Consider the following 22,305-nt stretch of genomic DNA (forward strand, 5'->3'; position numbering starts at 1 on the left):
GGGGCGCTCAACTTTAGTGAGTGTCTAAACATTAACGAGGAAATTGATGGGCAGAGTAGTAGGAATCGACTTAGGAACGACGAATTCGGTTGTCGCAGTAATGGAAGGCGGGGAGCCGCAGGTAATACCGTCGGCTGAGGGCAGCCGTACCCTTCCGAGCGTGGTCGCGTTCAAGGCGAACGGCGAGCGCTTGGTGGGGGAGACAGCAAAGCGGCAGGCCGTGACAAACCCTGGCAATACCGTTTCGAGCATCAAGCGGTTCATGGGCCACAAGATTTCAGAGGTGAAGACCGAGTGCGAGCGGATGACGTATGAGGTTCGGAAGGACTCGAAGGGCAACGCCGTGGTCCACATTCCCGCAGTCGACAAGGACTTCACGCCTGAAGAGATCAGCGCGATGATCCTGCAAAAGCTGAAGGCTGACGCAGAGGCGTACCTCGGTGAAACCGTCGATCAGGCCGTGATCACGGTTCCGGCGTACTTCAACGACAGCCAGCGAAAGGCGACGAAGGACGCTGGCGAGATCGCAGGGCTCAAAGTTCTCAGAATCATCAACGAGCCGACCGCGGCGGCGCTGGCGTACGGGTTGGACAAGAAGGAGAACGAGACCATTCTTGTCTTCGATCTTGGTGGCGGGACGTTCGACGTCTCCATCCTCGACGTGGGCGAGGGGGTGTTCGAAGTGAAGTCGACGGCCGGCGATAGCCACCTCGGAGGCGACGACTTCGACCAGAAGATCATCGACTACGTTTCAACGGAGTTCATGAAGGAGCACGGCACTGATCTCAGGAAGGACACAAAGGCTCTGCAGCGGATGCGAGAAGCTGCCGAAAAGGCGAAAGTCGAGCTGTCCAGCGCTGTCTCCACCGAGATCAACCTGGCGTATATCACCGCGATCGATAACGAGCCCGTCCACCTAGAAATGACGTTGACGCGCTCGAAGTTCGAGGATCTCTGCAAAGGCCTGCTGACTCGAATCAAGAAGCCGCTGGAGCAGGCTCTGGCGGATTCGAAGAACAAGATCGACGAAATCCAAGAGGTAATCCTGGTCGGCGGAGCGACGAGAATGCCTATGATTCAAGAGCTTGTCAAGAAAATGACGAAGAAGGAGCCGAATCGCACTGTAAACCCGGACGAGGTCGTGGCGGTCGGAGCAGCCATTCAGGCTGGAGTGCTCGGCGGGGATGTTCGCGACATCCTGTTGCTCGACGTTACTCCCCTCTCCTTGGGCGTTGAGACGCAAGGCGGAATCTGCGACAAGCTGATCGAACGGAACACGACGATCCCGACGAAAAAGACGCGCGTCTATACGACAGCGGTCGACAACCAAACGGAGGTCACGATTCACGTTCTGCAGGGTGAACGAACGTTGGCGAAGGACAACAAGAGCCTAGGCCAGTTCAATCTGACCGGAATCCCTTCGGCGCCGGCGAGGTTGCCGCAAGTCGAAGTGACGTTCGATATCGATGCGAACGGGATCTTGAACATCAGCGCCAAGGACAAGGCGACAGGGAACGAACAGAAGATCACGATCTCTGGTTCTGGCAGCCTTGACAGCGAAGAGATCGACCGCATGGTGAAGGAAGCAGAAGCCAACGCTGAGAGGGATCAAGAACTTCGCAAGATCGCGGAGATGAAGAACGACGCGGACAAGTTGACGTCGAGCATGACGACGATGCTCAAAGACCTTGGTGACAAGATCGACGAGGACGAGCGCGGTCGCATCGAAGAGCACCTTGACTTGCTCAAGGTCGCGCTTGAAGCCGACAACCACGACAAGATCAAAGAACAGATGGAGCTTCTGGAGGCAGAGAGCCACAAGCTAGCGGAGCGGCTGTACCAGGACCAAGGCGAGCCTGAGGCGGCCAGTGAGGAAGAGACCGTTGGCGCCGGGGTGGCTGCTGGCGGCGACGACGCTTCTGGCGAAGACGTGATCGACGCGGAGTTCAACGAGGAGAAGTAGCACAAGGCCCGTGGCGCTTAGAGTACGGTAGCATCTCGGGCCATCTCTGCCTGCTGCTTCTTTTCGAGAAAGAACTCTGTGACCCAGATCGCCCTGGTCGACATCGTCACTGCGATCTCTTCCAGTATCCCAACTTGGTACAGTACATTCGGTATGAAAAGGCGGAACGCGAGGCTGTCATAGTGGCTGCACCAGGAGCCGAGCATGTGGGACGTGTGCCAATTGGCTCGCTCGTTCTCGTTCAGCTCGAGGGCCATTTGAGCGATGTGCTGAGCCGATGCCCTTAGCGGGATCATCAGTGTGAAATGGAGTCCGTTGCCGAGCAATTCGTGCGGCTCGTCCGTACTGATCGCCAAGTCAATTGACTGAGACTCGTCCGCAGCCCAAAAGAAGCGTGCGGCGAGTTGGCGGCCCGGAGTCATTTCATAATCCAACGCCTGGCGCTCCATGGCCCAGTCGACCTGCTTCCACTCGTCTACGTCGATCCATCGACAGTCTTGTGCTCCGCCGGTTGTGAAGAGCCCCAGCGCGGTACTGAGCAGCTTGTCCGGTTCTTCACGCAGGCCTGCCGTCGGGTGTCCGCTAATGGCCGGAGCAGCCCGGTTGCTCTTCGCAAGGTGCGCGGCGATCGCTTTAGCTTCAACTACTTGCAACGTCACTGCAGCACTGAAGAGCTTTGAGATCCAGTGGATGTTGTCCTCCTCTGCAAAAACGCTGCTATGAAGTCGATAGGTGTCGCTAGGCTGATCGTACACCAGGGCTGACAGGTTACACTGATCCATCTCGTGCTCGAGCGCGATGTTCAACTTGGCGCTTTGTCCACGACCGCGAACAAGGTCGATTTCGGTGTGAAGCCTGTAAATAGACCGGCTGTTGCGAAACACCCCTTCGTCGGTCCAGACCGATTGGGCGAATTGGTGCGGCCACCAAGTGAAGCCCTCCGCATTGATCACCGACCAATCCGGCGGTACTTGCAACTGGCCGTGAACATCCGCTACGGCCTGTTGTCCAACTGTCTCCCTATCTTGCCAAGACACTCCTATGAACCTCTGCGCTCGCATTGCGCGAGCGCACACCTTATTCTATGACATAAACGCAGATTCGGCAAGCGAATCTCGAATTATCGGTCGAGACGAACTGGATTCTCGACCGTGATCGACAGAAAGCGGGCCTGAGGCAGATCGCCCCGGGCCCGCTTAGTCGCGATCCGAAAGGAACCTAGAATTCTAGGCCTATAGATACTCCTATGTATACGTTTTGGCGATTCGGCGCGCCGGCAAGCAGATCGTCGCTCGCTAGCGTTGCGTACGTGACGCTCGGCGTCAACGTGAAGTTGCCTCCGATAGGAATGCCCGTCGACAGTCTGACCCCGGCGTCGGTGATCCCCGATGTCGCAGATCCGTAGTAGAAGAAGTTGTGAGCCTCGTTGGCAAATCCAACCCAAAGCCGCACGTCGAGAGGTTGCGACTGACCGCTGAACGCAAAGACATTTGCGAGGCTCGTCGAAAACGACCCCATGATGTAGAACCCTTCGACGACATCGACGTCTTGGAACGCCGTTATAGTCGGATTGCCAGCAGTCTTGAACGTGATCGACGCGACTACCTCGGCCGTGTCTGCCATAGCCGTATTCGGGTAGGTGTATCGTAAGTAGCCGACCCACATATCCGCATGCGCGGTCTGGAACATGTACCGAACGCCAATCCTGGTTTCGGTAATCTCACCCTCGAGTCCGTTTGCATCGGTCAGATCCATATTGCCCCAGACCATAACACTGAGCCCGCTGTCGTGCTCGAAGTACAGGGCCGGTTGGAATACCGAGCCGTCAACGATGTTAATCCCACGCCAGACGTACATTGACTGGAGTTCACCGCTGAAGTTCAGGCGGTAGTTGTTGCCGGACTGCGCAAAAGCTGTTGCAGCGACGAATCCTAATAGGGAAGCAGTAATCAGCCGTTTCATCATATTTGTGTGCCTCGCACCAGCACCTATCCGTAGGTGCCGCTGGCTAGGATACCCGTGATTCACCTGGTAATAGTGTCAGGCTCCAGGTAGGACTTCGGTTCAAAAGGCTCGCGCCTGAAGGGACGCGATGCAAAAGCGGCCCGACAGAGTGCTGAATTACGGTTGATCTATGCCCAGCTGATTCGAGCAAGGTGTGTTGCGAAGGCTGGCTGCAATCGCCAGCAACCCGACGCTCTCAGGGCCGATCCTAGACAGGATCAGCCCTGAAAGTCGCATTCCGAAGGTTCTGATTGCCTATCCGTGGCCTTCGTCCTCATCACCTGGCGCGTCCGCGACGGCCGCCTCTGTGGTCAGCAGAAGACCTGCGATCGAGGAAGCGTTTTGGAGGCATGTTCGGACGACCTTGGCGGGATCGACGACGCCCGACGCCATCAGGTTTTCAAACACCAACGTCTCGGCGTTGAACCCTTCGCCTGTCTTGCCGTTCTTGACCTTGTCGACGATGACCGAGCCCTCTTCGCCAGCGTTGTCCGCTATCGTCCTGAGCGGCGCCTCGATGGCGTTTTGGATGATCCACACGCCGATCTGCTGATCGCCGTCCAGCTCAAGCTTGTCCAGCACCTTTCCAGCCTGAATGAGCGCCGAGCCGCCGCCTGCAATGATGCCCTCTTCCAGCGCTGCGCGCGTGGAAGCGAGAGCGTCTTCGATTCTCGCCTTCCGCTCCTTCAGCTCCGTTTCGGTTGCGGCGCCGACATTCACAACGGCGACTCCGCCAGCGAGCTTCGCCAGCCTCTCTTGCAACTTCTCGGTGTCGTACTTGGACTCCGTCCTTTCGACTTCGGCCTGAATCTGTTTGATCCTGCCTTGAATCTCAGATTTCTTGCCCTTGCCATCGATGATCGTCGTGTTGTCCTTCGTGATGATCACGCGGCTCGCCGTACCGAGCATGTCGACCGTGACCCCGTCCAGCTGCAGCCCCAAGTCCTCGCTCACGTACTGTGCGCCTGTGAGGATCGCCATGTCTTCCATCATTCGCTTTCGTCGATCGCCGAATCCAGGCGCCTTCACAGCGGCAAGCTGCAAGTTTGCCCGGATGCGGTTCAGCACGAGCGTCGCGAGCGCCTCGTTCTCGACGTCCTCCGAGACGATGAGGAACGGGCGGCCCAGTTTGAGAACCGTCTCCAGCAGCGGGACCAAATCCTGCACGTTCGCGATCTTCTTCTCGAAGAACAGAATGAGCGGGTTTTCGAACACCGTCTCCATGCGTTGGGGATCGGTTATGAAATACGGGCTCAAGTAGCCCTTGTCGAACTGCATTCCATCGACGATCTCGAAGCTGGTCTCCGCCGACTTTGACTCCTCGACGCTGACGACGCCGTCCTTTCCGACAGTGTCCAGGATTTCGGCGACCAGCTCGCCGATCTCGGGGTCGTTGCCAGAGATTGTCGCAACCTCGATCATGCCCGACCTGCCCTTGACCGGTTTGGACATCTTCGCGAGCTTCTCAACGACGGCGTTGCACGCTTTCTCGATCCCGCGCTTGATCTGCATCGGATTCGAGCCAGCGGCTACATTTCTTGCGCCTTCGTGGAAGATGGCCTGAGCGAGCACGGTCGCCGTCGTTGTCCCGTCGCCTGCAAGTTCGTTCGTCTTCGTGCTGACTTCCCGGATCAGTTGGGCGCCCATGTTCTCGAATCTATCTTCGATCTCGATCTCCTTTGCGATCGTCACGCCGTCGTTGATCACGGCAGGCGAGCCGAACTTCCTTTCGAGCACCACGTTGCGCCCGCGAGGACCAAGCGTCACCTTGACGGCGTTCGCGAGCTTGTCGATCCCGCGCTCGATAGCCTTGCGCGCCTCGCCGCCGAACAACAACTCCTTGGCCGGCATTATCGGGCACCCGCTTTAGCTTTCTTCTTTGCCGGCTCAACGATTCCAAGAATGTCGTCGGCCCTGAGGATCACGTAATCCTTGCCGTCTACGGTCACTTCCGTTCCGCCGTACTTTCCGTATAGAACCGTTTCGCCTTTCTTGACGTCGATCGGTGCAAGCGCGCCGCTGTCGAGCTGTTTTCCAGGCCCGACCGCGAGCACCTTGCCGCGCATCGGCTTCTCTTGCGCCGCGTTGGGCAGGATGATCCCGCCAGCGCTGACCTCTTCTTTGTCCGAGGCCTCGACGACGAGTCGGTCGTGTAAAGGTTGAATCTTCATTGCAGTGTGGATTTGTCTCCCAAATCGTACTGGCAGTGTACCAGCGAGAGTGCCAATGAGCGGGCCTTTCGTATACTAGAGGGGTGAGTGGCGAGAATAGCAGGCCGAACCGGGGTTGGATCATAGAGCAGGCAGTCCTTTCCGTACTGCTGATCCCGATGAGCCTCGGAGCCTACTGCTACTGGCACAGCCTTGCGTTTCAGCCAGGCTCGGAACGATCGGGAAGCGTTCTACTCTTCCTGATGGGCATTTCGCAATTAGTTGCCCTCGGTCAGATACTGGCGTTCCTTCCGGTCATCATCGTCCTCTGGGTCAGGGCAGTAAAGAAGAAAAACTACGGGAATCTAGTCCGGTGGTCACCGACGCTGGTCGTGATTGCAGTGTTCAACTTCGCTCTCCCATTTAAGATTGCTAGGAGTGACTATTTCGACATGGGTGTCGAGCGGTTGATCGCCAACGGCGAGCCTGTAGTCAGTGCCATCGAGGGGTATCGATCCGAACACGGACGTTATCCGGAGAGTCTGGAAGACGTCTTTGGTGGTCGTAGCATTCCAAAGACAGGAAGTCGCCTGTATCGACCCTGGGAGTACTCTACGGACCGAGACGGCACAGGTGGATACGAACTTTTGGTTGAGACGACCATGGGCGGTGCAAATTGGGACCGGCTCATCTACTGGCCGGCCAACGACTATCCGAAGCGAATGTACGGAGGCTCCGTCCAACGTTTCAGCGGGTGGGCGTACGTCCACGAGTAATCACGTCTTCGACTTTCGCAAGACGCGCTTGATCAGCGTGATCTGGCCGATGTGATACGAGTCGTGGATCGCTAACTGCACCAGCGTCTTGACGGCGGCGTCCTTCGACTTCATCTTGTGCCGGAACGGCTTGGCAGACGCGATCGCGTGCGCCTTTTCAATGTTGGCTAGAAAGCTCGCTCGCACGTCCGGCCACTCGTCTGGATGTGGCGTGCGCCAGTTCTTCTCCCAAATTCCCTCTTGCCTGCGCCCCTCGAGCTTGTCGACCCAGATGATTTGCCACACGTCGGCGTGCCACAGGTTTTCTAGAATTGAATACGGGAACGCCGGCATTCGCAACGCCGCCTTTTCTTTGGTGATGTTGCGGAGGAGCGACTTCGGCGCGGTGATATCGACACCCTCGATGATCTGTCGCAGCATCTCTGAGGCTGTACTCTGATCCATGCCGTCAGTTTAGCGGTGTATGTGTAGTGAGACGGCCCCGAACGGAACCTTCGTCCTTGTGTTGAAAGCTTGAACAGGGCCTGGGAGTCCAAAGAGGCCTTTTACACGTCTGCACTGGTAGATGGGAACGATCTTGGCGTTGTTAGCGCTCGCCGTGAGTCCAAGCGCACGGACGATCGACGCAACGTCCAACGGGGCTACGGTCATCGTAAACGGCCTCCCGATCCATGAGGTCTTGACACCCGCTGGCGGGCTGTCACCCGTACAACGAGCCGAAAGAATCGTCGAGATCCTGCTGAGCGTTGACGATGAGGCGGCGTTCACAGAACAGCAAGGAGAGTACTGGTTGGTCAAAATGGACGACCAGGTCGTCCTTACGGTGACGGTCGCCGAGGCGCTCGCGTCGGAGACCACCCGGCTGGACCTGGCGACCGCTGTCGCTTCTAGCATCAATCGCGCAGCCGCCCTCGGACCGCTCGACATCGATCCTAACCGAATCGAGCTGTCGCCCGGAGCCTCCGCAGGCGTGAGTTTGATAGGCTATGCAGCTCGCAAGGCGGTTGTTACAGTGACGCCGCAGACGGTGTGCGACGTTGTGCAGCGTGACTGGTCCTTGCGCATAACGGGAAGGGTTACAGGTGAGGCGGTCGTGACGGTGAAGACCGGTTCAGTCACGAGAATCCTGGCAGTTCGCGTTGCACCGCCAGCTGGTGAGCTGCCGGATTCCGTGGAGGCGATCGTGCTTGGCCGCCCTGCCGATGCCAGCTTGGTTGCGGCCACGATCCGATCGGCGGTAATGGCTAAAATCAGAGCAGGTGCGGACGCTAACGTACAGTTCATCCGCGAGAGCGGCACGCCACAGCTGGTTCCCAGTCAGCGGGCGACGATGAATCCGCTGGTGATGGTCTCAGCTCCTGGCCACCTGACGACCAGCCGCGAAGTGGCGGTCAACGTCAAGAACGTCGGCGCTGAGGCGTTTGCTGAAGCAGAGCTTTGGTACAGCAACCACCCGGAGCAAGTAACGGCGCCTCAGCGGCTGTACTGGGCAAAGCTGGAACCGGGTTCTGGCGCAAGGCTGCTCTACCATCACCGAAACAGGTCGTCTCGGCCGATGATCATGCAGTTCGTGCTGGCCAACACCGGCGATGAACCCGTTCGCGTGGCGATCAGCATGGGCGAGTCCGATCCGGTTGAAAACCCAACCCTGGCCGGATACCAGGCTGGCGAAATGTATTTGAAGCGATGGGCGAAGAGCAGTGCGGCGGTTGCGACAGTACCAGCGCACAGCATGGTTCCGCTCAGCATTCGTCGACTAGGCCCAACTCAGACGATGAGCGGATTGTGTACGCTGCGACTCATGGGGAACAGTGGCAACTTGCTGTTGATCGGGGACGCGTTCTGGGCGACCGACGTGGACCAGCAGTGGAAGGATGCAGCCAAAGAACCACACACCTGGGCGTCGATACTGCCGCGAAAACTGCACGAGTTTCCGATGAATCTGACTGGTCAAAGATCGCACACGTACCCCGATCCCACCAAGAGGATCCACGTTACGTATGAGACTGGCGGGCAGTTCGGTTTCGTCCGCTTTGGTGAAGATGCGATCGGCCGCAGCGACGGTCAAGGGAGCCTGTCTGGCAATTTCGGCGTCGTCTACAACGTCACGGTACGGATGGTGAACACCACATCGGCGCCTGTCGAGATCGTGATCGAGTACGAGGCGAGCGCGGGGTACGGCGGCGCTGTTTTCAGGATTGACGGGCTGGCCAAACGGACAAGAATGCTGCAGCCAAAGGAGAGCGAGATCGTCGCACGGTACGTCGTGCAGCCAGGACAGGAGAAGGTTGTGACGCTCGAGACGATCCCCCTTTCCGGCGGGAGCTATCCGACGACGCTCACGATTCGGCCGGCTGGCTCCCGTTAGTCGTCAAGCGCCGTTCGCAATCTGTACGATTTGGCCGATCACGACTGCGGCGAACGCGAGGCGAACGAACCGTAAGCGCATCATCTTTCGCTTCTTCTCCTCTGTCGGTGGCGACATCACGATGAGAAAGGAACCTGGCAGATAGACGAACGCCCCGCAGAACAACAGCACCATCGGCGCGATCGGTGAGATTCGCCCTGCCGCGAGACCACAGGCCGCGATAGCAAGTCCAGAGATCGCGATCGGCAGACCGTAACGCAATGCGTTGGACGGCAGGCGCATGGCACGCAGTGTATCCGAAGGTAATCTTGCCCCCGCTCCGATGGACCTTCAGCCTGTCATTGAATACTGCAAGTCGATCGGCTTGCCGCTTGACGACGGGCAGATATCGCGCTTTGAACAGTTTGGGCGGGCGCTGTACGAGCTGAATCGATCCGTGAATCTCACTCGCGTGCCGGAAGAGGAGTGCCCGGTGCGTCACTTTGTCGAATCCCTGCTCGTCTCGCCGCTGATCCCTAGCGGATCTACAGTTCTCGACATCGGTTCGGGCGCAGGGTTTCCGGCGTGGCCGCTGGCCTGTGTGCGATCCGATATCCGTGTGACTGCGCTTGATGGTACGAGCAAAATGCTGCTCGTTCTACGTGACCAGCCGCTCGAAAACCTGAGTGTCGTCAATGAGCGAGCAGAGAGTTGGGGCGTTCGCGAAGAGTTCGATATCGTCACAGGGCGTGCAGTTGCACCTTTGCCTGCACAGCTGGAGATTTCTGCTGCACCGCTGAAAGTCGGTGGACTTCTGATCCCGTTCAGAACGCCGTCTGAGCGAGAGCTTTTCCGTGATAGCGATTTCGCGAAGCTCGGGCTGGCTCTTTCGAAGGTCGTCGACGTCACGCTTCCGACGACTGACGTCGTGCGATGCTTTCCGATCTATGAAAAGACGAGTCGCACACCGAAGCGATTCCCAAGATCCTGGGCCGAGATTCGCAAGGCTCCCCTGGGCGGCTAGCCTGAGTTCTATAGCGACTCAAGCAATTCTTGAGCAGGCTGATAGTTTGGATTGGATGCAAGCGCTTGCTCGAGAGCGGCCTTCGCATCGTCGATTCTGCCAAGCGCCCGGAGGGTCTCCGCCATCGAGACGGCTGCTGACGGCTCGTTTGGATCAAGCTCGATCATTCGTCGCAGATCGATGAGGGACTCCTCGAGGATACTCCGTTCGGATTCAAGCAGATCGACCCCGTTTTTGAACTTCTCAAGAGGGCCGGAAATCATTTCCTCCGCTTTCATCTTGAGCTCCTCGTACTCTTGTTTGGCGGCAGTAATGGCTGGCGACCGGTCGGCAACATCACGGTTCTTGAACGCGAAGTAGATCACAGCGCAAAGACCGACGAGAACCGCAAGAGCCAAGAGCCGACGGAACATATCCCTCAGTCCGCCACGATGTTGACTAGACGTCCGGGCACAACGATCACCTTTCGCACGGTTTTTCCTTCGAGGTGTTTCTGAACGGTCGCAGATGCCTTGGCGCTGCTTTCGAGCTCCTCGTCGGACGCATCTGCCGGCATCGTGATCGTGTCCCTGAGTTTTCCATTTACTTGCACCGCAATCGTGATTTCTTCTGGCTTCGCGAGGTACTCGTTCGCGATCGGCCAGCTAGCCTCGTAGACGAACTCGCGATGTCCTATGTCGCTCCAGATTTCGTCGGCCGTATGCGGCGCGGCGGGCGACAGCACGAGGATCATGCTGTCCAGAGTTTCGCTTAGCGCGAGTTTCTCGTCGTCGCTAGGCTTTGTTGCACGTTTAAGAAGGGCGTTGATCGTATTGACGTGAGTCATGAGCTTCGCAATGTAGGTGTTGAAGCTAAACGACTCTATGTCCTTCGTTGCTCCTGCGATCAACTGGTGCGTTGCGCGTCGCACATCGCGTATGATGCCGTCCTTGCCGACAGAGTCGATCTCGCTGTGCCAGTCCGAGACGTAATGTTTCGCTAGTTCCGCTGCTAATTTGAAGACGCGAGACAGGAACCGGGTCGAGCCTTGAATAGCTTCTTCCGACCACGTGAACGACTGCTCGAACGGAGCGACGAACAGTTCGAACACTCGGAGGCCATCGGCACCGTGTCTCTCGACCGCTTGTTCCGGAGTGACGACGTTCCCCTTTGACTTGGACATCTTTGCGTCTCGCCAAAACACCTCGTCCTCTGGTAGCTGGCGTGCTTCTTCTGCCGTTATTTGGATGCCATCTTCGCCGACCTTCAGCTGTTCACCTTCGCGCGGTCTTCGGTACGGAGTCGGTGCGAGCACCATGCCTTGGTTCATCAGGCGCGCGAACGGCTCTTTGACCTTCACATACCCCGCGTCGTACAGCACCTTGGTCCAAAACCTGGCGTACAGCAGGTGCATCACAGCGTGCTCCGCGCCGCCGACGTAGCAGTCCACCGGCATCCAGTGCTCGGCTGCATCGTTGCTCCACGCCTCGTCGTAGTTGTGCGGATCGCAGAAGCGAAGGAAGTACCACGAAGAGCAGGCGAATCCGCCCATCGTGTCGGTCTCGCGGCGACCCAGCCGACCGTCCGGATCGGTGACGTTGACGAAATCTGGGATGAGCGCGAGCGGGCCGGTCCCGTCATCGGGCGGCTCGTAGTTTTCGACGTCCGGAAGTTCGATCGGCAAGAGGTCGTCTTGCACCGCGTGCATCTCGCCGTCCTTGTCGTGGATGATCGGGATCGGGCAGCCCCAGTACCGCTGCCGGCTGATGAGCCAGTCACGGAGCTTGTAGTTAGTCTTTGCCTCGCCAAAGCCGTTTGCGATGATCCAGTCTGAGAGGCTCTTCTGTCCGTCTTTGACGGTCATGCCGGTGTACTCGCCGGAGTTGATCATCACGCCGTCTTCGGTGGAGAACGGAAGGGATACGCTGAAAGCGGATTCAAACGCTTCTTCCGAAGTGTCCCCTCCCCCTTGGGGGAGGGTTAGGGAGGGGGTTTCACCGGTATCTGCCGCCGCCCCCTCTCCAGCTCTCCCCCAAGGGGGAGAGAGTCCCTCCGCGCCAACAGGTGCTATGACCGGCACGACGTCGAGCCGGTACTTCTTCGCGAACTCGTAGTCGCGCGCGTCGTGCCCTGGCACGGCCATGATCGCGCCGGTGCCGTAGCCCATCATTACGTAGTCGGCGATCCAGATCGGCACGCGCTTCCCGTTTGCTGGGTTGATGGCGTCGACTCCCGTGTAGACGCCGGTCTTCTCACGGTTCGTCGCCTGCCGGTCGATGTCGCTGAGCCCTTTCGCCTTCTCGCAGTACCCATAGATCGCCGCACTGTGCTCGGCGTCCGTGACCCCTATGATCACATTTACTAGAGGGTGCTCCGGCGCGAGCACACAGAACGTCATGCCGAAGATCGTGTCGATACGGGTCGTAAAAACTCTGAAGGAGTGCTTCTTGATCGGCAATTTGGCTTCGAGCGCACCCAACGTTCCGCCGATCGCGGCAGCGGCTCGCTCAAACTCCGCTTGTCCCGCAGCAGCTTCAGCAGCCTTGTCGTCGAGCTTCGTCTTGATCTCTTCGATCTTCTCAGTGACGGCAGGATCGGCTGTCGCACCCTCAGCAGCGACCTCTGCTTTGAGCGCTTCGAGCTCTGGATCTGACCCTTCGTCCACTTGGCGACTGCCAGGCGACGGCGAAGTGGCCGACGCTCCAGCAGGCGACACAGCCAATGACATCTCGAACTCAAGCCCCACCGACCGACCGATCCAGTTGCGCTGCTGATTCTTGATCCCCTCCGGCCAGTCGAGATCGTCCAGATCATCGATTAGCCGGTCGGCGTACTCGGTGATCTTGAAGAACCACTGCGGGATGTTCTTCTTCTCGACAGGGTTGTCGCACCGCCAGCACAGGCCGCCGACGACCTCCTCGTCGGCAAGCACCGTCTTATCGTATGCGCACCAGTTCACCGCCGCGTCTTTGCGGTAAGCGAGACCGCGCTCGAACAGCAGCTTGAAAATCCACTGCGTCCACCTGTAGTACTGCGGATCGGAGGACTTGAACGACCGCGACCAGTCGAAGCCGATCCCGATCAGTTCCATTTGCCTCTTATAATTAGCGGCGTACTCGTCGATCATCGGCGCGGGGTGAACGCCCCTATTGAGCGCTTCGACCTCGGCGGGCAGGCCGAACGCGTCGAACCCCATGGGGTGCAGCACGTTGAACCCCTGCATGTACTTCATGCGGCAAAGAACGTCGGTCGGGATGTAGTTGCGACAGTGCCCGACGCTCAGTCCGGCGCCGCTCGGATAAGGGAAGTAGTCGAGCGCGTAGAACTTCGGGCGGCCGTCCTCGTCGCGGGTGCGAAAGAGGTCTGCGTCTCGCCAGCGCTCACGCCAACGGGCCTCGAACTGATCAGGTTCATACCGCCTCCGCATGGCGCTGATTCTATCTGAGTGCCAGCGCCAAACGGATCAATAGAGCCTAATTCTGCGGCGGTGGAATCCGTCGCCTGCTCACTGGCCTCTTCGCACCAGCTTGTTGCGCCCTTTGGATTTTGGCGATCGACCCTCGGTAAGCGACTTCGTACTGGTCGGCGTAACTTTGACCAAGTGCGTCGAAAGCCCGCCAGCCAATCTTGAAGTCTGGCTCGATCCAGCTGACCAACGTCGTCGCCGTGAGGCCATCCGCGAACCGGTAAGTGATCGTCCAGTACCTCTGTTTCACCGGCATGAACTCGTTGCAGACGAGGATTCCATCCCACCGCGCGTTCGATTTGCCGATCTCTGCGATCGCATTGGCGTAGGCCAATTCACCGACGGTCGATCTTTGAATGAACCGGCGTTCTTCGTTGCGACCTTGGAGCATGTCTTTCGACGCCGGCGCTATCGTTACTGCAAGTTCCGAGAACCTGTGTTGGAGTAGGTCGGTGACCTCGATTGGCGGACTTACTCTCGCCTGCCCTGGCAGGGCAGAGCGAATCTGCCCCTGACTGCCAATGGTTAACGTGTTGCTCCACGCGATGTTCGTTGTTCTCGTAACTGGCAATCGACGAGTGAAAATATCCTGCCTGACCGAGTTGATAGCCGAGCCCGAAAGCTGGGTTTCCGTCACATCGCTTCCAGCAAGCGCGGTCAGCAACATCGACCTGGGCAGCGTAGAAAGCGCTTTGAAAGTTGAAAACTGTCTGGAGAACGCATTGATCGCGTTTCCCGCCACGCTCATGTCAAAGTAGCCCAGGTACCCAGGCAGGAGCTCGGTCGAGCCCATAGCCTTGCGAGGAAGGTTGTTGATAAGTTCTAGCGGATTCAGATCCCCGGAGGCGCGCACGTTCTGCACCAATTCGCCGAGTCTGCGCCTGTCCATCCTGTCCGATCTAGCCTGCGACGGCTGTATCGGCGAGAGGATCGTCCAGTCACCATCGCGCTGGGTGCGAAGGACTGATTTGTCGAGACTTTGCAACGCTGCCAGAGATCGGATGGTCGCGGCTCCAAAAACGTAGTTCCCGAGTGACATCGCTCTGTCGGGCAGGAGTGCGACCAGGTCACGGCCTTCGAGCCTTGCTGCTTCATTCAGTACCGGAGAGACGAATACTGACAGCGGCTCGACGGTTGCTGCGCTCATGATGAACTGCTCGACGCCCGCCTTGAGATTCGGATCTATCGCGAGGTATTTTGCTACGAACTGGGGGACGTCGGACGTCGGCGATTGCGTGAGCGAGGTCCAGAGCTTTGCAAACTCGCGACGGACGGGATCGAGAGCGATGACCACGCCTTCGCCGCCGCCATCAGGCGTAGCCGCTCGAGAAAACCTCTCGGTTTGAATAAGGGTGAACGAAGTGCCGGCGATGATGGCGCCGTTGGCGTCAGTCGCATTGATCGTGATCTGCACGTTGTTCCCGTTGTATCGACTGACGACATGCAGGTCCTGATAGGAACCGATCTCAATCTGACTGTTCCTGTTGCGGCGTTGCCGATTTTGCAGCCAGTTCGTTCCTAACATTCCTGGCAGGCGACTGTCCAATCGTTTCTGTGCAGCCGTCGGAGAGACCGCGAATACCTTTACGGTCCAGACCGGCTGTGCAGCGATCTTGTCCAGGGGCAACAAATCCTTCATGCCAGGATCGATTCCCATGCGCTGCCAGGATCGCTCATAGCTCTTCAGCTGCCGCTCGAAAGACTCGCGCTTCGAACTGACCTCGGCCTTCAATTCCTCGGCGCGAAAAACCCTAGACGGTTCGAGCGTCAGTGCCCGGGCTCGCTGAATCCAATGAGAGGCCGTGACCTCCGCAATCTTTTCAAGAAGATCGGATAGGCGAACATCTGTGACCTGGACGCAGACGATATCGCTCTTGAGAGCTGTGTCGGCGGCGTATTCGGTGTTGAACTCGCGATTGATCGCCGCGATCAGGTCGGGCACAGTCTGGGCCTCGGCTCTGAACGAGACGATCCTCTCTTGAGCTAGAGAGAGCGTGGGAAGCAGCAGAACCCCAAGAAGGATCACGCGTACAAACGGGCAACGTATCATGATGACGCCTATTAGGATAGACGCCGCGCGCGTATTCGGGTTCAGAGATAGCGCAGAATAAACGTATGCCACTGATCGCCGAGGGTAAGGAGCGCTTGGACCGGTTCGTGGCCCGGATGATGCCCGACTACAGCCGGACTCGAATTGTCCGGGCGATCAAGGGCGGGGAAGTGACCGTCGAGGGGGAAGTGGCGACCATGCCCTCGCTCGAGCTGAAGACCGGCCAGGTCGTCGAAGTCGGTGAGATTCCGGAGCCGGAGCCGCTCAACCTGGAGCCGGCCGACATCCCGCTAGACGTGCGGTACGAGGACGACGACATGCTGGTCGTCAACAAGCCTCGCGGTATGGCATCGCACCCTGCGCCGGGGCTCGGGCCGACGACGCTCGTCAACGCTCTGCTCGCTCGCTCTCACGATCTGAGCGATGAAGGAGGTGGGTTTCGGCCAGGTATCGTGCATCGGCTAGACAAGGACACCACAGGCCTGATGCTAGTTGCTAAGAACAACTTTGCGCACGTTGCTTTGGCGGATCAAATCCGGGACCGTACGGCTGGGCGGTGCTATGCGGCGGTCGTTGCAGGCGAGACGGACAAGGAGGAGTTCAGCATCGACGCGCCGATCGGCAGGCATCAAGGGATTCCGACGTTGATGACGGTCAAGCAGACGGGGAAGCCGGCGGTCACGCACGTTAGAAAGTTGTGCAGCGTCGAAGCTGGCTGGCTCGCCGCGTGCAAGCTCGAAACCGGGCGCACGCACCAGATTCGCGTGCATCTGTCGGTGTTCGGCTGGCCCATCAGAGGGGACGTCCTGTACGCAAAGCCGCCGTGGTCGAAGGGGCCGCTGCAGCTTCACGCCGGGCTGCTATCGTTCGAACATCCGCGGACGAAGAAGGCCTGCGAAGTGTACGTCGAGCCGCCGGCAGACTTCATTCATCGTGATATGATCGGAATTGAGGGGTTTAAACAATGGAAATAGAAAGAGACGGGGCGATCCATCGCGTCCAGAGCCGAGGCGTCGGTGGGGCTGGGCTCATCGATCTCTTGGCCGTTGTCCTAGCTCGCGAACCTGCCGACGTTGCAGCTTGCGAGGCCGACGCCCGTCGCCTGCTCCAACGGTTGGGGCCATCGCGCCTGCTGGAAATCAGCTCCGACGATCTTCGCGATTCATCAGGCCTCGAGCCGTTCGAAGCGCTGCAGCGGTTGGCTGCGATCGAGTTGGGCCGTCGGTCCTCAGAGGCCAGCAGCGGCAAGGCCGTCATCTTGGATTCCGGAGAGGCGGTGGCTGAAATGTTCAAGTGGCTGGAGCGAGAAAAGCAAGAACACTTCTGCGCGGCGTTTCTAGATTCTAAGGGTGTGCTTATCTCCACGCGGACGGTACACATCGGGACGGTCAACATGAGCGTCGTCGGGCCGCGCGAGGTGTTCCGCGACGCGATTCGCGAGAGCGCAGCGAGCTTGATCGTCGTTCATAATCATCCGAGCGGCGATCCGGAGCCGAGCCCGGAGGACATCTCCGTGACGAAGCGCCTGGCCGAGGTCGGCAAGATGCTGGATATCCCGTTGCTGGATCACGTAATCATCGGGCATGATAAGTTCGTCAGCCTGCAGGAGCGAGGACACTTATGAGCTTTCAAGAGCGTTGGAGCGCGATAGTTTCAAGCATCAAACCGGAGATGGACGGAAGGCACGAGGCTCGGGAGGCGGGGCTGCAGGCGTGCCGCAAACTGATCCAGGTTTCGTCGAGGTGCATTCGTCACATCCACCGACGCCAGTTCGACGAAGCAGAGGCCTTGCTGACCGAGGCAAGGGGAATTTCAAAGTCGGCAAGGGCGTCGATGCATCCTCACCCGGAGATCTTTTACGCCCCCTACCTGAAGGACGCCGAGAAGGAGATGGTCGAGGCAGCGGCGGTGCTGGCTCTCGTCCGCAAACAGCCGCTGCCGTCTCCAGATGATCTCGGGGTCGGCGCGGTCGCTTACCTGAACGGCATGGGAGAGGCGGCGAGCGAATGCAGGCGGTACGTGCTGGACGAGATGCGAATGGGCAGCCTCTCAGAGGCAGAGCGGCTCTTGGACCAGATGGACAGCATCTATTCGGAGCTCATCACGTTGGACTACCCCGACCAACTCACTGGCGGATTGAGAAGGACTTGCGACGCTCTTCGCGCTGTGATCGAGCGAACGAGGAGCGACCTGACGATGACGCAGGTGCAGAGAGAGTTGATTGACGAACTGCGCGCGGCGAAGGGCGACTAAAGCTCGAAGTCGCCTTCGCCCGGCGGTATGGGGCGGTCGATCGACCTCTTCGAACTGCCCTTTGCTTGGCCGCTGGCCGAAACTATGGATGTCAGCCAAGAGACGATGATCATTGCTGCAGGGATCAGCATCAAGGAGTTGCCCGGTGTTGCGCTGATGCCTGCAAGTCCCACGAGGCCTGAAATACCGTCGCTCGTCCCGAACAGCCACCCCAGTCCGAGGAGCCAGATCGCCATCAAAACTCCGCCCTGTGCACGCCTTCCAGAAACGATCTGACCGAGCCCGCAAAAGAACACCGAGAGGATGACCGCGGACTTTGCGCTTGCGTACTGCTCGGCCAATGAGTTGCTGATGGCTAGCGAGGACATGGATGATCCTCCGAGGATCGACTCGGCATACTTCGTTTCGTACGCGACTTCGTCCGGCTTCAGTTGATGCGCCAAGTAGTACGCTTTGCGAGCCTTGCTGTACTGCCCGCGGGCTTGAAACTCGTCACCGATGGCTGCCTGAACAGCAGCGGATCCGGGCGCGATTTCCGCAGCTTCCTTCAACAGGCGTTCGGCGGCGAGGTTTTGGTTGCGGATTTGAGCCAGGGAGGACTCTTGCAACAATCGCTCAGCTTTGGCCAAGTCTTCCTCCGACGGTGGATCGGGGAGCTGTGCCTCCTCCTTCACAACGCCTGCGGCCTCGTCAGGCTTCGGTTCTTGCATGTCGTCTGCGGTCATCGCGCGCCTCACTACTGGAGCGAAGGATCGACTCTCATGGTACTCCATAAGGTCTCAAGATCATAGAACTGCCGCCTCTCCTCAAGCATGACGTGGAGGATCACGTCGCCGTAGTCCAACAGGAGCCATCCGCCGGTGGTCGCATCTCTGCGAGATGGACGAACGCCCTCCTCGCGCATCTTCTCTCGGACGCGCTCGATGATGGCGTTTGCATGGGTGTCGCTGGTGCCGGTACAAACCACCATGTAACTCGTGATCGAGGTCTTCTCGTGTACGTCGAGGCTCTCGATATCCACTGCCTTCATGTCGTCCGCGTACTCGACGATTTTCGCCGCTTTTTCTCCAGCTGTCATGTTTGTATTACTCTCTGTAGAGCTGTTGTTCTTCAATGTATTTTGCCACTTCTTTTGTCACGAGATGGTCGAAGTCCGACCCGTCGGGTATTGCGTCACGAATCATCGTAGACGAAATATCTTTGATTCGCTCGTCAACGACGTCTATCGACGATTGTACGTACTTCGGCAGCTGGTCTAGGACGTTCCCTAGCTCCGTGCCGAAGCGTGCGACAACGAGCAGCCGGCAGATCTCCAAGAGCTTTTCCGGCTGCTTCCAAGACGTCATCGTGCTAAGGGCGTCGGATCCGAGGACGAACCAGTATTTCCCTGGCCTCACCTTTCTGAGCTCCTTGATCGTGTCGATGGCGAAGCTATCGCCGCCGCGAGTGATCTCGATGTCGCTAACGGACATTCTGGGCTCGCTTTCGACCATCGACAGCACCATCGCCAGCCTGCTCTGGGGACTCGTGTTCGACCACCTCTTGATCGGGTTCTTCGCGGCAGGAATCCAGATCAATTCATCGATGTCGAGAGCCTCAAGAGCCGCCTTTGCGATCGCCAGGTGACCGGTATGTGGCGGATCGAACGTGCCTCCGAAGACAGCGTACTTCATCATCAGTCCCTGTACTCGAACTCCCACTCCCCGATCTTTACAGTGTCGCCGGCCTCGACGCCCAACTCTTGCAATTTGGATATCACGCCGATCTCCTGCAGGCGCCTGTGCAAGTACTCGAGCGACTCGGAGCTGTCCAGCTGCGTCATTGCGACCAACCTGGTCAGCCGGTCGCCCTTCACGATGTAACAGCCGTCGTATGCACGAGCTACAGACCAGCTCGGATCGCGCCGCCGAGCGAACTCTGGCGAAAGGACGCTCGGCAGCTCCTCGCTGACGGCCTGTTCGACTAGCTTCAGCATCGCGAAAATCAACTCCTGAGTGCCTTTACCCGTGACTGCGCTGATCGGGAAGATCTCGTTGTCGGACACCTTCTTTAGGCTGGCCAAAACACCCTCCCAATGCTCGCGCTCACAGACGTCGATCTTGTTGAGGGCGATCAGTATGGGGCGCTCCGATACTTCTGCCGAGTACAGCACGATCTCCGAGGTGACGAGTTCGAAGTTCTTGACCGGTTCTGAGCCGTCGATAGGGAAGCAGTCGACGACGTGCACCAAGACCTTCGTTCTCTCAACGTGCTTCAGAAACTGTATGCCCAGCCCATGCCCCTCGCTTGCGCCTTCGATCAGGCCGGGCATATCTGCCATCACGAACGATTTGCCTCCTGCCTGAAGGACGCCAAGATTGGGCGTGATCGTCGTGAACGGATAGTCGGCGATCTTAGGCTTTGCCGCCGTCAGGCTGCTGAGCAGAGTGCTCTTGCCGGCGTTTGGGAGACCAACGAGACCTACGTCTGCTATGAGCTTCAGCTCAAGTCGCGCGATCCGCACTTCGCCAGGAGCGCCGTTCTGCGCGATCTTCGGGGCTTGGCGTACGCTGGTCGTAAAGTGCAAGTTGCCTCGACCGCCCTTACCGCCCTTGCAGACTGTGTAACGCATCCCGTCCACGCTTAGATCGACGAGCTGCTCGCCGGTCTCCTCGTCAGTCATGACAGTCCCAACCGGCACGCGTATCGTGATCGACTCACCGTTGCGGCCCGACTTCGCACCGACTGCTTTCACGCCTGCACTTGCCGCGTATCTCTTTCTGAACCGCAGATCGAAGAGCGTGCGCAGGTGTCGGTCTGCGACGAGCACGACGTCGCCTCCTCGCCCTCCGTCTGCGCCATTCGGACCGCCCCTGGGCATATGTTTCTCACGAAGGAACGACGCTGCGCCCTTGCCACCGCTGCCAGATTCAAACTCCAGTTTGAGCTCGTCGATGAACTGGCTCAATCTACTTTCTCCTGTGCGGAGTCGGTCGGTCGGAGGCCAGGGATCAAGCTCACTTCGATCACGCCGCGCTCTAGGTCAACGTGTTTGATGAACGCCTTGACGGCCGGGATCAACGTCGCGCCGATCCGCAGAAGATCATGTGCCGGAGTGCGAACGACCTCGTCGACGACTCCGAGTTCGACGCCGTCCTCGACAACGGTAAGGCCGACGAGGTCCGCCGACAAGAACTCGTCTGATTCAAGGATGGGAGCGTCTTTGGCCGGAACATCCACGTACTTCCACTTTAGATTCTCAGCCGCCTCGCGCGTCGACACCCCTTCCAGTTTCATCCTCCCCTTCCCCCTGTACCAAGAGCAAGACTGGATCACGTAGGGGCGAGAATCGATCAATACCGTGCGACCTGCTTCAAACCGCTCAAGGAAATCTGTGAGCGGGTTCACCTTCACCGCCCCTTCCATCGAAAACGGTCCAACTATTCGCCCGATTGAAATCGTCTCTTCGTCTTCTGCCGGGCTCCGGCCGCTCATTTTCCTAATCGTCTGTGATCACTTTGACGACAGCCCGAGTCTGCTCTTTTGCACCGGCTGCGCCAACAAGCTGCCGCACGCACGTGATCACGCGACCCTCCTTGCCAATGACCCTTCCGACGTCGGGCGGCGCAACGCGGACTTCGAAAACCTTCGTTCCGCGATCGTCTGACTCTTCGACCGTCACTGCGTCCGGTTCTTCGACCAACATCTGGACGGCGGTCTCTACGAGGTTCTTCAAGCTCATTATTCGGACTTCTCACTCGATGGTTCGTCAGCGACAGGCGGCTCGACAGAGTTTTCCTCTGACGGCGCTGTCTCGGTTGGTTCTACAGGCTTCTCCGCCTCGGCGCGGGGTGCAGCCGGCGCTTCGGCCTCTGGAGGTGCCTCGGTTGGTGCTGCGGATGGCTCTGCTGGAGCGGCTTCGACGGGAGATTCCGCAGGAACGGCTGCTGCAGGTGCTTCCTGGACGACCGATTTCTTGCTCATGGTCGCCGTCCGCTTATCGAGAAACTTGTACCCGCGCTCAGCTTTTGGCCTCTTGCCGAAGAACTCCTGCAACACGCCTTCTCTCTTGAGAAGGTAAGCAACGGTCTCTGTCGGCCGAGCGCCGGTCATCAACCAGTACAGCGCACGCTCCTTGTTGATTTTCACCTCTGAGGGCGTCTTTAGCGGGTCGTAAGTTCCTAGCAGCTCCTTGAACTTGCCGTTCCGCGGTGCCGTGCTCGGAGCAACCACGATCCTGTAGAACGGCCGGTGTCGGCAGCCCATTCTTCTCAGTCGAATCTTTACCAAGTGTTTTTCTTAAGCTCCTGTGCG

The 22,305-nt window shown here is 58.6% G+C and carries 23 protein-coding genes; 7 read left to right on the plus strand and 16 right to left on the minus strand.

What is annotated here, in order from left to right:
• Positions 1-46 precede the first annotated feature (46 nt).
• Positions 47-1,963, plus strand: coding sequence for a molecular chaperone DnaK (gene dnaK, locus IH944_00630; protein ID MCH7903051.1), 1,917 nt, complete (start codon positions 47-49; stop codon positions 1,961-1,963).
• 17 nt (positions 1,964-1,980) lie between these two features.
• Here dnaK and IH944_00635 read toward each other — a convergent pair whose 3' ends face one another.
• From IH944_00635 to IH944_00650, 4 genes are all read right to left on the minus strand, one after another.
• Positions 1,981-3,000 (minus strand): hypothetical protein, encoded by a 1,020-nt coding sequence (locus IH944_00635; protein MCH7903052.1) that lies wholly within the window; start codon positions 2,998-3,000, stop codon positions 1,981-1,983.
• A gap of 181 nt (positions 3,001-3,181) precedes the next feature.
• Entirely contained in the window at positions 3,182-3,928 is a 747-nt protein-coding gene (locus tag IH944_00640) for a hypothetical protein (GenBank protein ID MCH7903053.1), read from the minus strand.
• A gap of 294 nt (positions 3,929-4,222) precedes the next feature.
• Positions 4,223-5,818, minus strand: coding sequence for a chaperonin GroEL (gene groL / locus IH944_00645; protein MCH7903054.1), 1,596 nt, complete (start codon positions 5,816-5,818; stop codon positions 4,223-4,225).
• Positions 5,818-6,138, minus strand: a complete 321-nt coding sequence (locus IH944_00650) for a co-chaperone GroES (protein MCH7903055.1) — start codon at positions 6,136-6,138, stop codon at positions 5,818-5,820. The genes groL and IH944_00650 overlap by 1 nt, the downstream gene beginning before the upstream one ends.
• An 83-nt stretch (positions 6,139-6,221) precedes the next feature.
• On the opposite strand from IH944_00650, the gene IH944_00655 reads away from it, so the two are divergent.
• Positions 6,222-6,893 (plus strand): hypothetical protein, encoded by a 672-nt coding sequence (locus IH944_00655; protein ID MCH7903056.1) that lies wholly within the window; start codon positions 6,222-6,224, stop codon positions 6,891-6,893.
• Here the strand turns inward: IH944_00655 and IH944_00660 are convergent, their stop codons facing one another.
• On the minus strand, positions 6,894-7,337 hold the full coding sequence (locus IH944_00660) for a DinB family protein (GenBank protein MCH7903057.1): 444 nt from the start codon (positions 7,335-7,337) through the stop codon (positions 6,894-6,896).
• A gap of 121 nt (positions 7,338-7,458) precedes the next feature.
• Here IH944_00660 and IH944_00665 point away from each other — a divergent pair, with 121 nt between their 5' ends.
• A complete protein-coding gene (locus IH944_00665) occupies positions 7,459-9,261 on the plus strand; it encodes a hypothetical protein (protein MCH7903058.1) in 1,803 nt (600 codons plus the stop codon).
• A 3-nt stretch (positions 9,262-9,264) separates the two neighbouring features.
• Here IH944_00665 and IH944_00670 read toward each other — a convergent pair whose 3' ends face one another.
• Positions 9,265-9,543 (minus strand): hypothetical protein, encoded by a 279-nt coding sequence (locus IH944_00670; protein MCH7903059.1) that lies wholly within the window; start codon positions 9,541-9,543, stop codon positions 9,265-9,267.
• A 40-nt stretch (positions 9,544-9,583) separates the two neighbouring features.
• Between IH944_00670 and IH944_00675 the strand changes: the two genes are divergently transcribed.
• The gene (locus IH944_00675) at positions 9,584-10,264 is read left to right on the plus strand and encodes a 16S rRNA (guanine(527)-N(7))-methyltransferase RsmG (GenBank protein MCH7903060.1); all 681 of its coding nucleotides are present in this window, start codon (positions 9,584-9,586) and stop codon (positions 10,262-10,264) included.
• An 8-nt stretch (positions 10,265-10,272) separates the two neighbouring features.
• On the opposite strand, the gene IH944_00680 is transcribed toward IH944_00675, so the two are convergent.
• Genes IH944_00680 through IH944_00690 form a run of 3 tightly spaced genes read right to left on the minus strand, consistent with a single transcriptional unit; the run spans position 10,273 to position 15,759 of the window.
• Positions 10,273-10,677 carry a tetratricopeptide repeat protein gene (locus IH944_00680; protein ID MCH7903061.1) on the minus strand — a complete coding sequence of 135 codons (405 nt, stop codon included), beginning with the start codon at positions 10,675-10,677 and terminating at the stop codon, positions 10,273-10,275.
• A gap of 5 nt (positions 10,678-10,682) precedes the next feature.
• Complete coding sequence (locus tag IH944_00685; protein ID MCH7903062.1) at positions 10,683-13,670, minus strand: leucine--tRNA ligase; 2,988 nt, start codon at positions 13,668-13,670, stop codon at positions 10,683-10,685.
• 46 nt (positions 13,671-13,716) lie between these two features.
• Positions 13,717-15,759, minus strand: coding sequence for a hypothetical protein (locus tag IH944_00690; GenBank protein MCH7903063.1), 2,043 nt, complete (start codon positions 15,757-15,759; stop codon positions 13,717-13,719).
• Between the two features lie 65 nt (positions 15,760-15,824).
• On the opposite strand from IH944_00690, the gene IH944_00695 reads away from it, so the two are divergent.
• From IH944_00695 to IH944_00705, 3 genes are read left to right on the plus strand one after another with little or no spacing between them, the layout of a single operon-like run.
• Positions 15,825-16,733, plus strand: coding sequence for an RluA family pseudouridine synthase (locus tag IH944_00695; protein ID MCH7903064.1), 909 nt, complete (start codon positions 15,825-15,827; stop codon positions 16,731-16,733).
• Positions 16,724-17,383: a DNA repair protein RadC gene (radC, locus tag IH944_00700; protein ID MCH7903065.1), complete on the plus strand. Its 660-nt coding sequence runs from the start codon at positions 16,724-16,726 to the stop codon at positions 17,381-17,383. The genes IH944_00695 and radC overlap by 10 nt, the downstream gene beginning before the upstream one ends.
• Positions 17,380-18,012, plus strand: a complete 633-nt coding sequence (locus tag IH944_00705; GenBank protein ID MCH7903066.1) for a haloacid dehalogenase — start codon at positions 17,380-17,382, stop codon at positions 18,010-18,012. Before radC ends, IH944_00705 begins: the two co-directional genes overlap by 4 nt.
• Here IH944_00705 and IH944_00710 read toward each other — a convergent pair.
• Genes IH944_00710 through rpsP form a run of 7 tightly spaced genes read right to left on the minus strand, consistent with a single transcriptional unit; the run spans position 18,009 to position 22,281 of the window.
• A complete protein-coding gene (locus tag IH944_00710; GenBank protein ID MCH7903067.1) occupies positions 18,009-18,737 on the minus strand; it encodes a hypothetical protein in 729 nt (242 codons plus the stop codon). The genes IH944_00705 and IH944_00710 overlap by 4 nt on opposite strands.
• Positions 18,738-18,748: 11 nt before the next feature.
• On the minus strand, positions 18,749-19,090 hold the full coding sequence (gene rsfS / locus IH944_00715) for a ribosome silencing factor (GenBank protein MCH7903068.1): 342 nt from the start codon (positions 19,088-19,090) through the stop codon (positions 18,749-18,751).
• Positions 19,091-19,097: 7 nt separating this feature from the next.
• Positions 19,098-19,688: a nicotinate (nicotinamide) nucleotide adenylyltransferase gene (gene nadD / locus IH944_00720; protein ID MCH7903069.1), complete on the minus strand. Its 591-nt coding sequence runs from the start codon at positions 19,686-19,688 to the stop codon at positions 19,098-19,100.
• Positions 19,688-20,959 carry a GTPase ObgE gene (gene obgE / locus IH944_00725; protein ID MCH7903070.1) on the minus strand — a complete coding sequence of 424 codons (1,272 nt, stop codon included), beginning with the start codon at positions 20,957-20,959 and terminating at the stop codon, positions 19,688-19,690. The genes nadD and obgE overlap by 1 nt, the downstream gene beginning before the upstream one ends.
• Entirely contained in the window at positions 20,956-21,486 is a 531-nt protein-coding gene (rimM, locus tag IH944_00730; GenBank protein ID MCH7903071.1) for a 16S rRNA processing protein RimM, read from the minus strand. Before rimM ends, obgE begins: the two co-directional genes overlap by 4 nt.
• Positions 21,487-21,490: 4 nt before the next feature.
• Positions 21,491-21,727: a KH domain-containing protein gene (locus tag IH944_00735; GenBank protein MCH7903072.1), complete on the minus strand. Its 237-nt coding sequence runs from the start codon at positions 21,725-21,727 to the stop codon at positions 21,491-21,493.
• A 5-nt stretch (positions 21,728-21,732) separates the two neighbouring features.
• Entirely contained in the window at positions 21,733-22,281 is a 549-nt protein-coding gene (gene rpsP, locus IH944_00740; protein MCH7903073.1) for a 30S ribosomal protein S16, read from the minus strand.
• Positions 22,282-22,305: the final 24 nt, after the last annotated feature.

The organism is Armatimonadota bacterium, from assembly GCA_022563855.1.
Taxonomy (GTDB): domain Bacteria; phylum Armatimonadota; class Fimbriimonadia; order Fimbriimonadales; family Fimbriimonadaceae; genus JADFMN01.

Bases quoted from the DNA above. Each gene is read 5' to 3' on its own strand.
- dnaK (MCH7903051.1), top strand. From the start codon at position 47: ATGGGCAGAGTAGTAGGAATCGACTTAGGAACGACGAATTCGGTTGTC.
- IH944_00640 (MCH7903053.1), bottom strand. From the start codon at position 3,928: ATGATGAAACGGCTGATTACTGCTTCCCTATTAGGATTCGTCGCTGCA.
- groL (MCH7903054.1), bottom strand. From the start codon at position 5,818: ATGCCGGCCAAGGAGTTGTTGTTCGGCGGCGAGGCGCGCAAGGCTATC.
- IH944_00650 (MCH7903055.1), bottom strand. From the start codon at position 6,138: ATGAAGATTCAACCTTTACACGACCGACTCGTCGTCGAGGCCTCGGAC.
- IH944_00660 (MCH7903057.1), bottom strand. From the start codon at position 7,337: ATGGATCAGAGTACAGCCTCAGAGATGCTGCGACAGATCATCGAGGGT.
- IH944_00665 (MCH7903058.1), top strand. From the start codon at position 7,459: ATGGGAACGATCTTGGCGTTGTTAGCGCTCGCCGTGAGTCCAAGCGCA.
- IH944_00670 (MCH7903059.1), bottom strand. From the start codon at position 9,543: ATGCGCCTGCCGTCCAACGCATTGCGTTACGGTCTGCCGATCGCGATC.
- IH944_00675 (MCH7903060.1), top strand. From the start codon at position 9,584: ATGGACCTTCAGCCTGTCATTGAATACTGCAAGTCGATCGGCTTGCCG.
- IH944_00680 (MCH7903061.1), bottom strand. From the start codon at position 10,677: ATGTTCCGTCGGCTCTTGGCTCTTGCGGTTCTCGTCGGTCTTTGCGCT.
- IH944_00685 (MCH7903062.1), bottom strand. From the start codon at position 13,670: ATGCGGAGGCGGTATGAACCTGATCAGTTCGAGGCCCGTTGGCGTGAG.
- IH944_00690 (MCH7903063.1), bottom strand. From the start codon at position 15,759: ATGATACGTTGCCCGTTTGTACGCGTGATCCTTCTTGGGGTTCTGCTG.
- IH944_00695 (MCH7903064.1), top strand. From the start codon at position 15,825: ATGCCACTGATCGCCGAGGGTAAGGAGCGCTTGGACCGGTTCGTGGCC.
- radC (MCH7903065.1), top strand. From the start codon at position 16,724: ATGGAAATAGAAAGAGACGGGGCGATCCATCGCGTCCAGAGCCGAGGC.
- IH944_00705 (MCH7903066.1), top strand. From the start codon at position 17,380: ATGAGCTTTCAAGAGCGTTGGAGCGCGATAGTTTCAAGCATCAAACCG.
- IH944_00710 (MCH7903067.1), bottom strand. From the start codon at position 18,737: ATGACCGCAGACGACATGCAAGAACCGAAGCCTGACGAGGCCGCAGGC.
- rsfS (MCH7903068.1), bottom strand. From the start codon at position 19,090: ATGACAGCTGGAGAAAAAGCGGCGAAAATCGTCGAGTACGCGGACGAC.
- nadD (MCH7903069.1), bottom strand. From the start codon at position 19,688: ATGATGAAGTACGCTGTCTTCGGAGGCACGTTCGATCCGCCACATACC.
- rimM (MCH7903071.1), bottom strand. From the start codon at position 21,486: ATGAGCGGCCGGAGCCCGGCAGAAGACGAAGAGACGATTTCAATCGGG.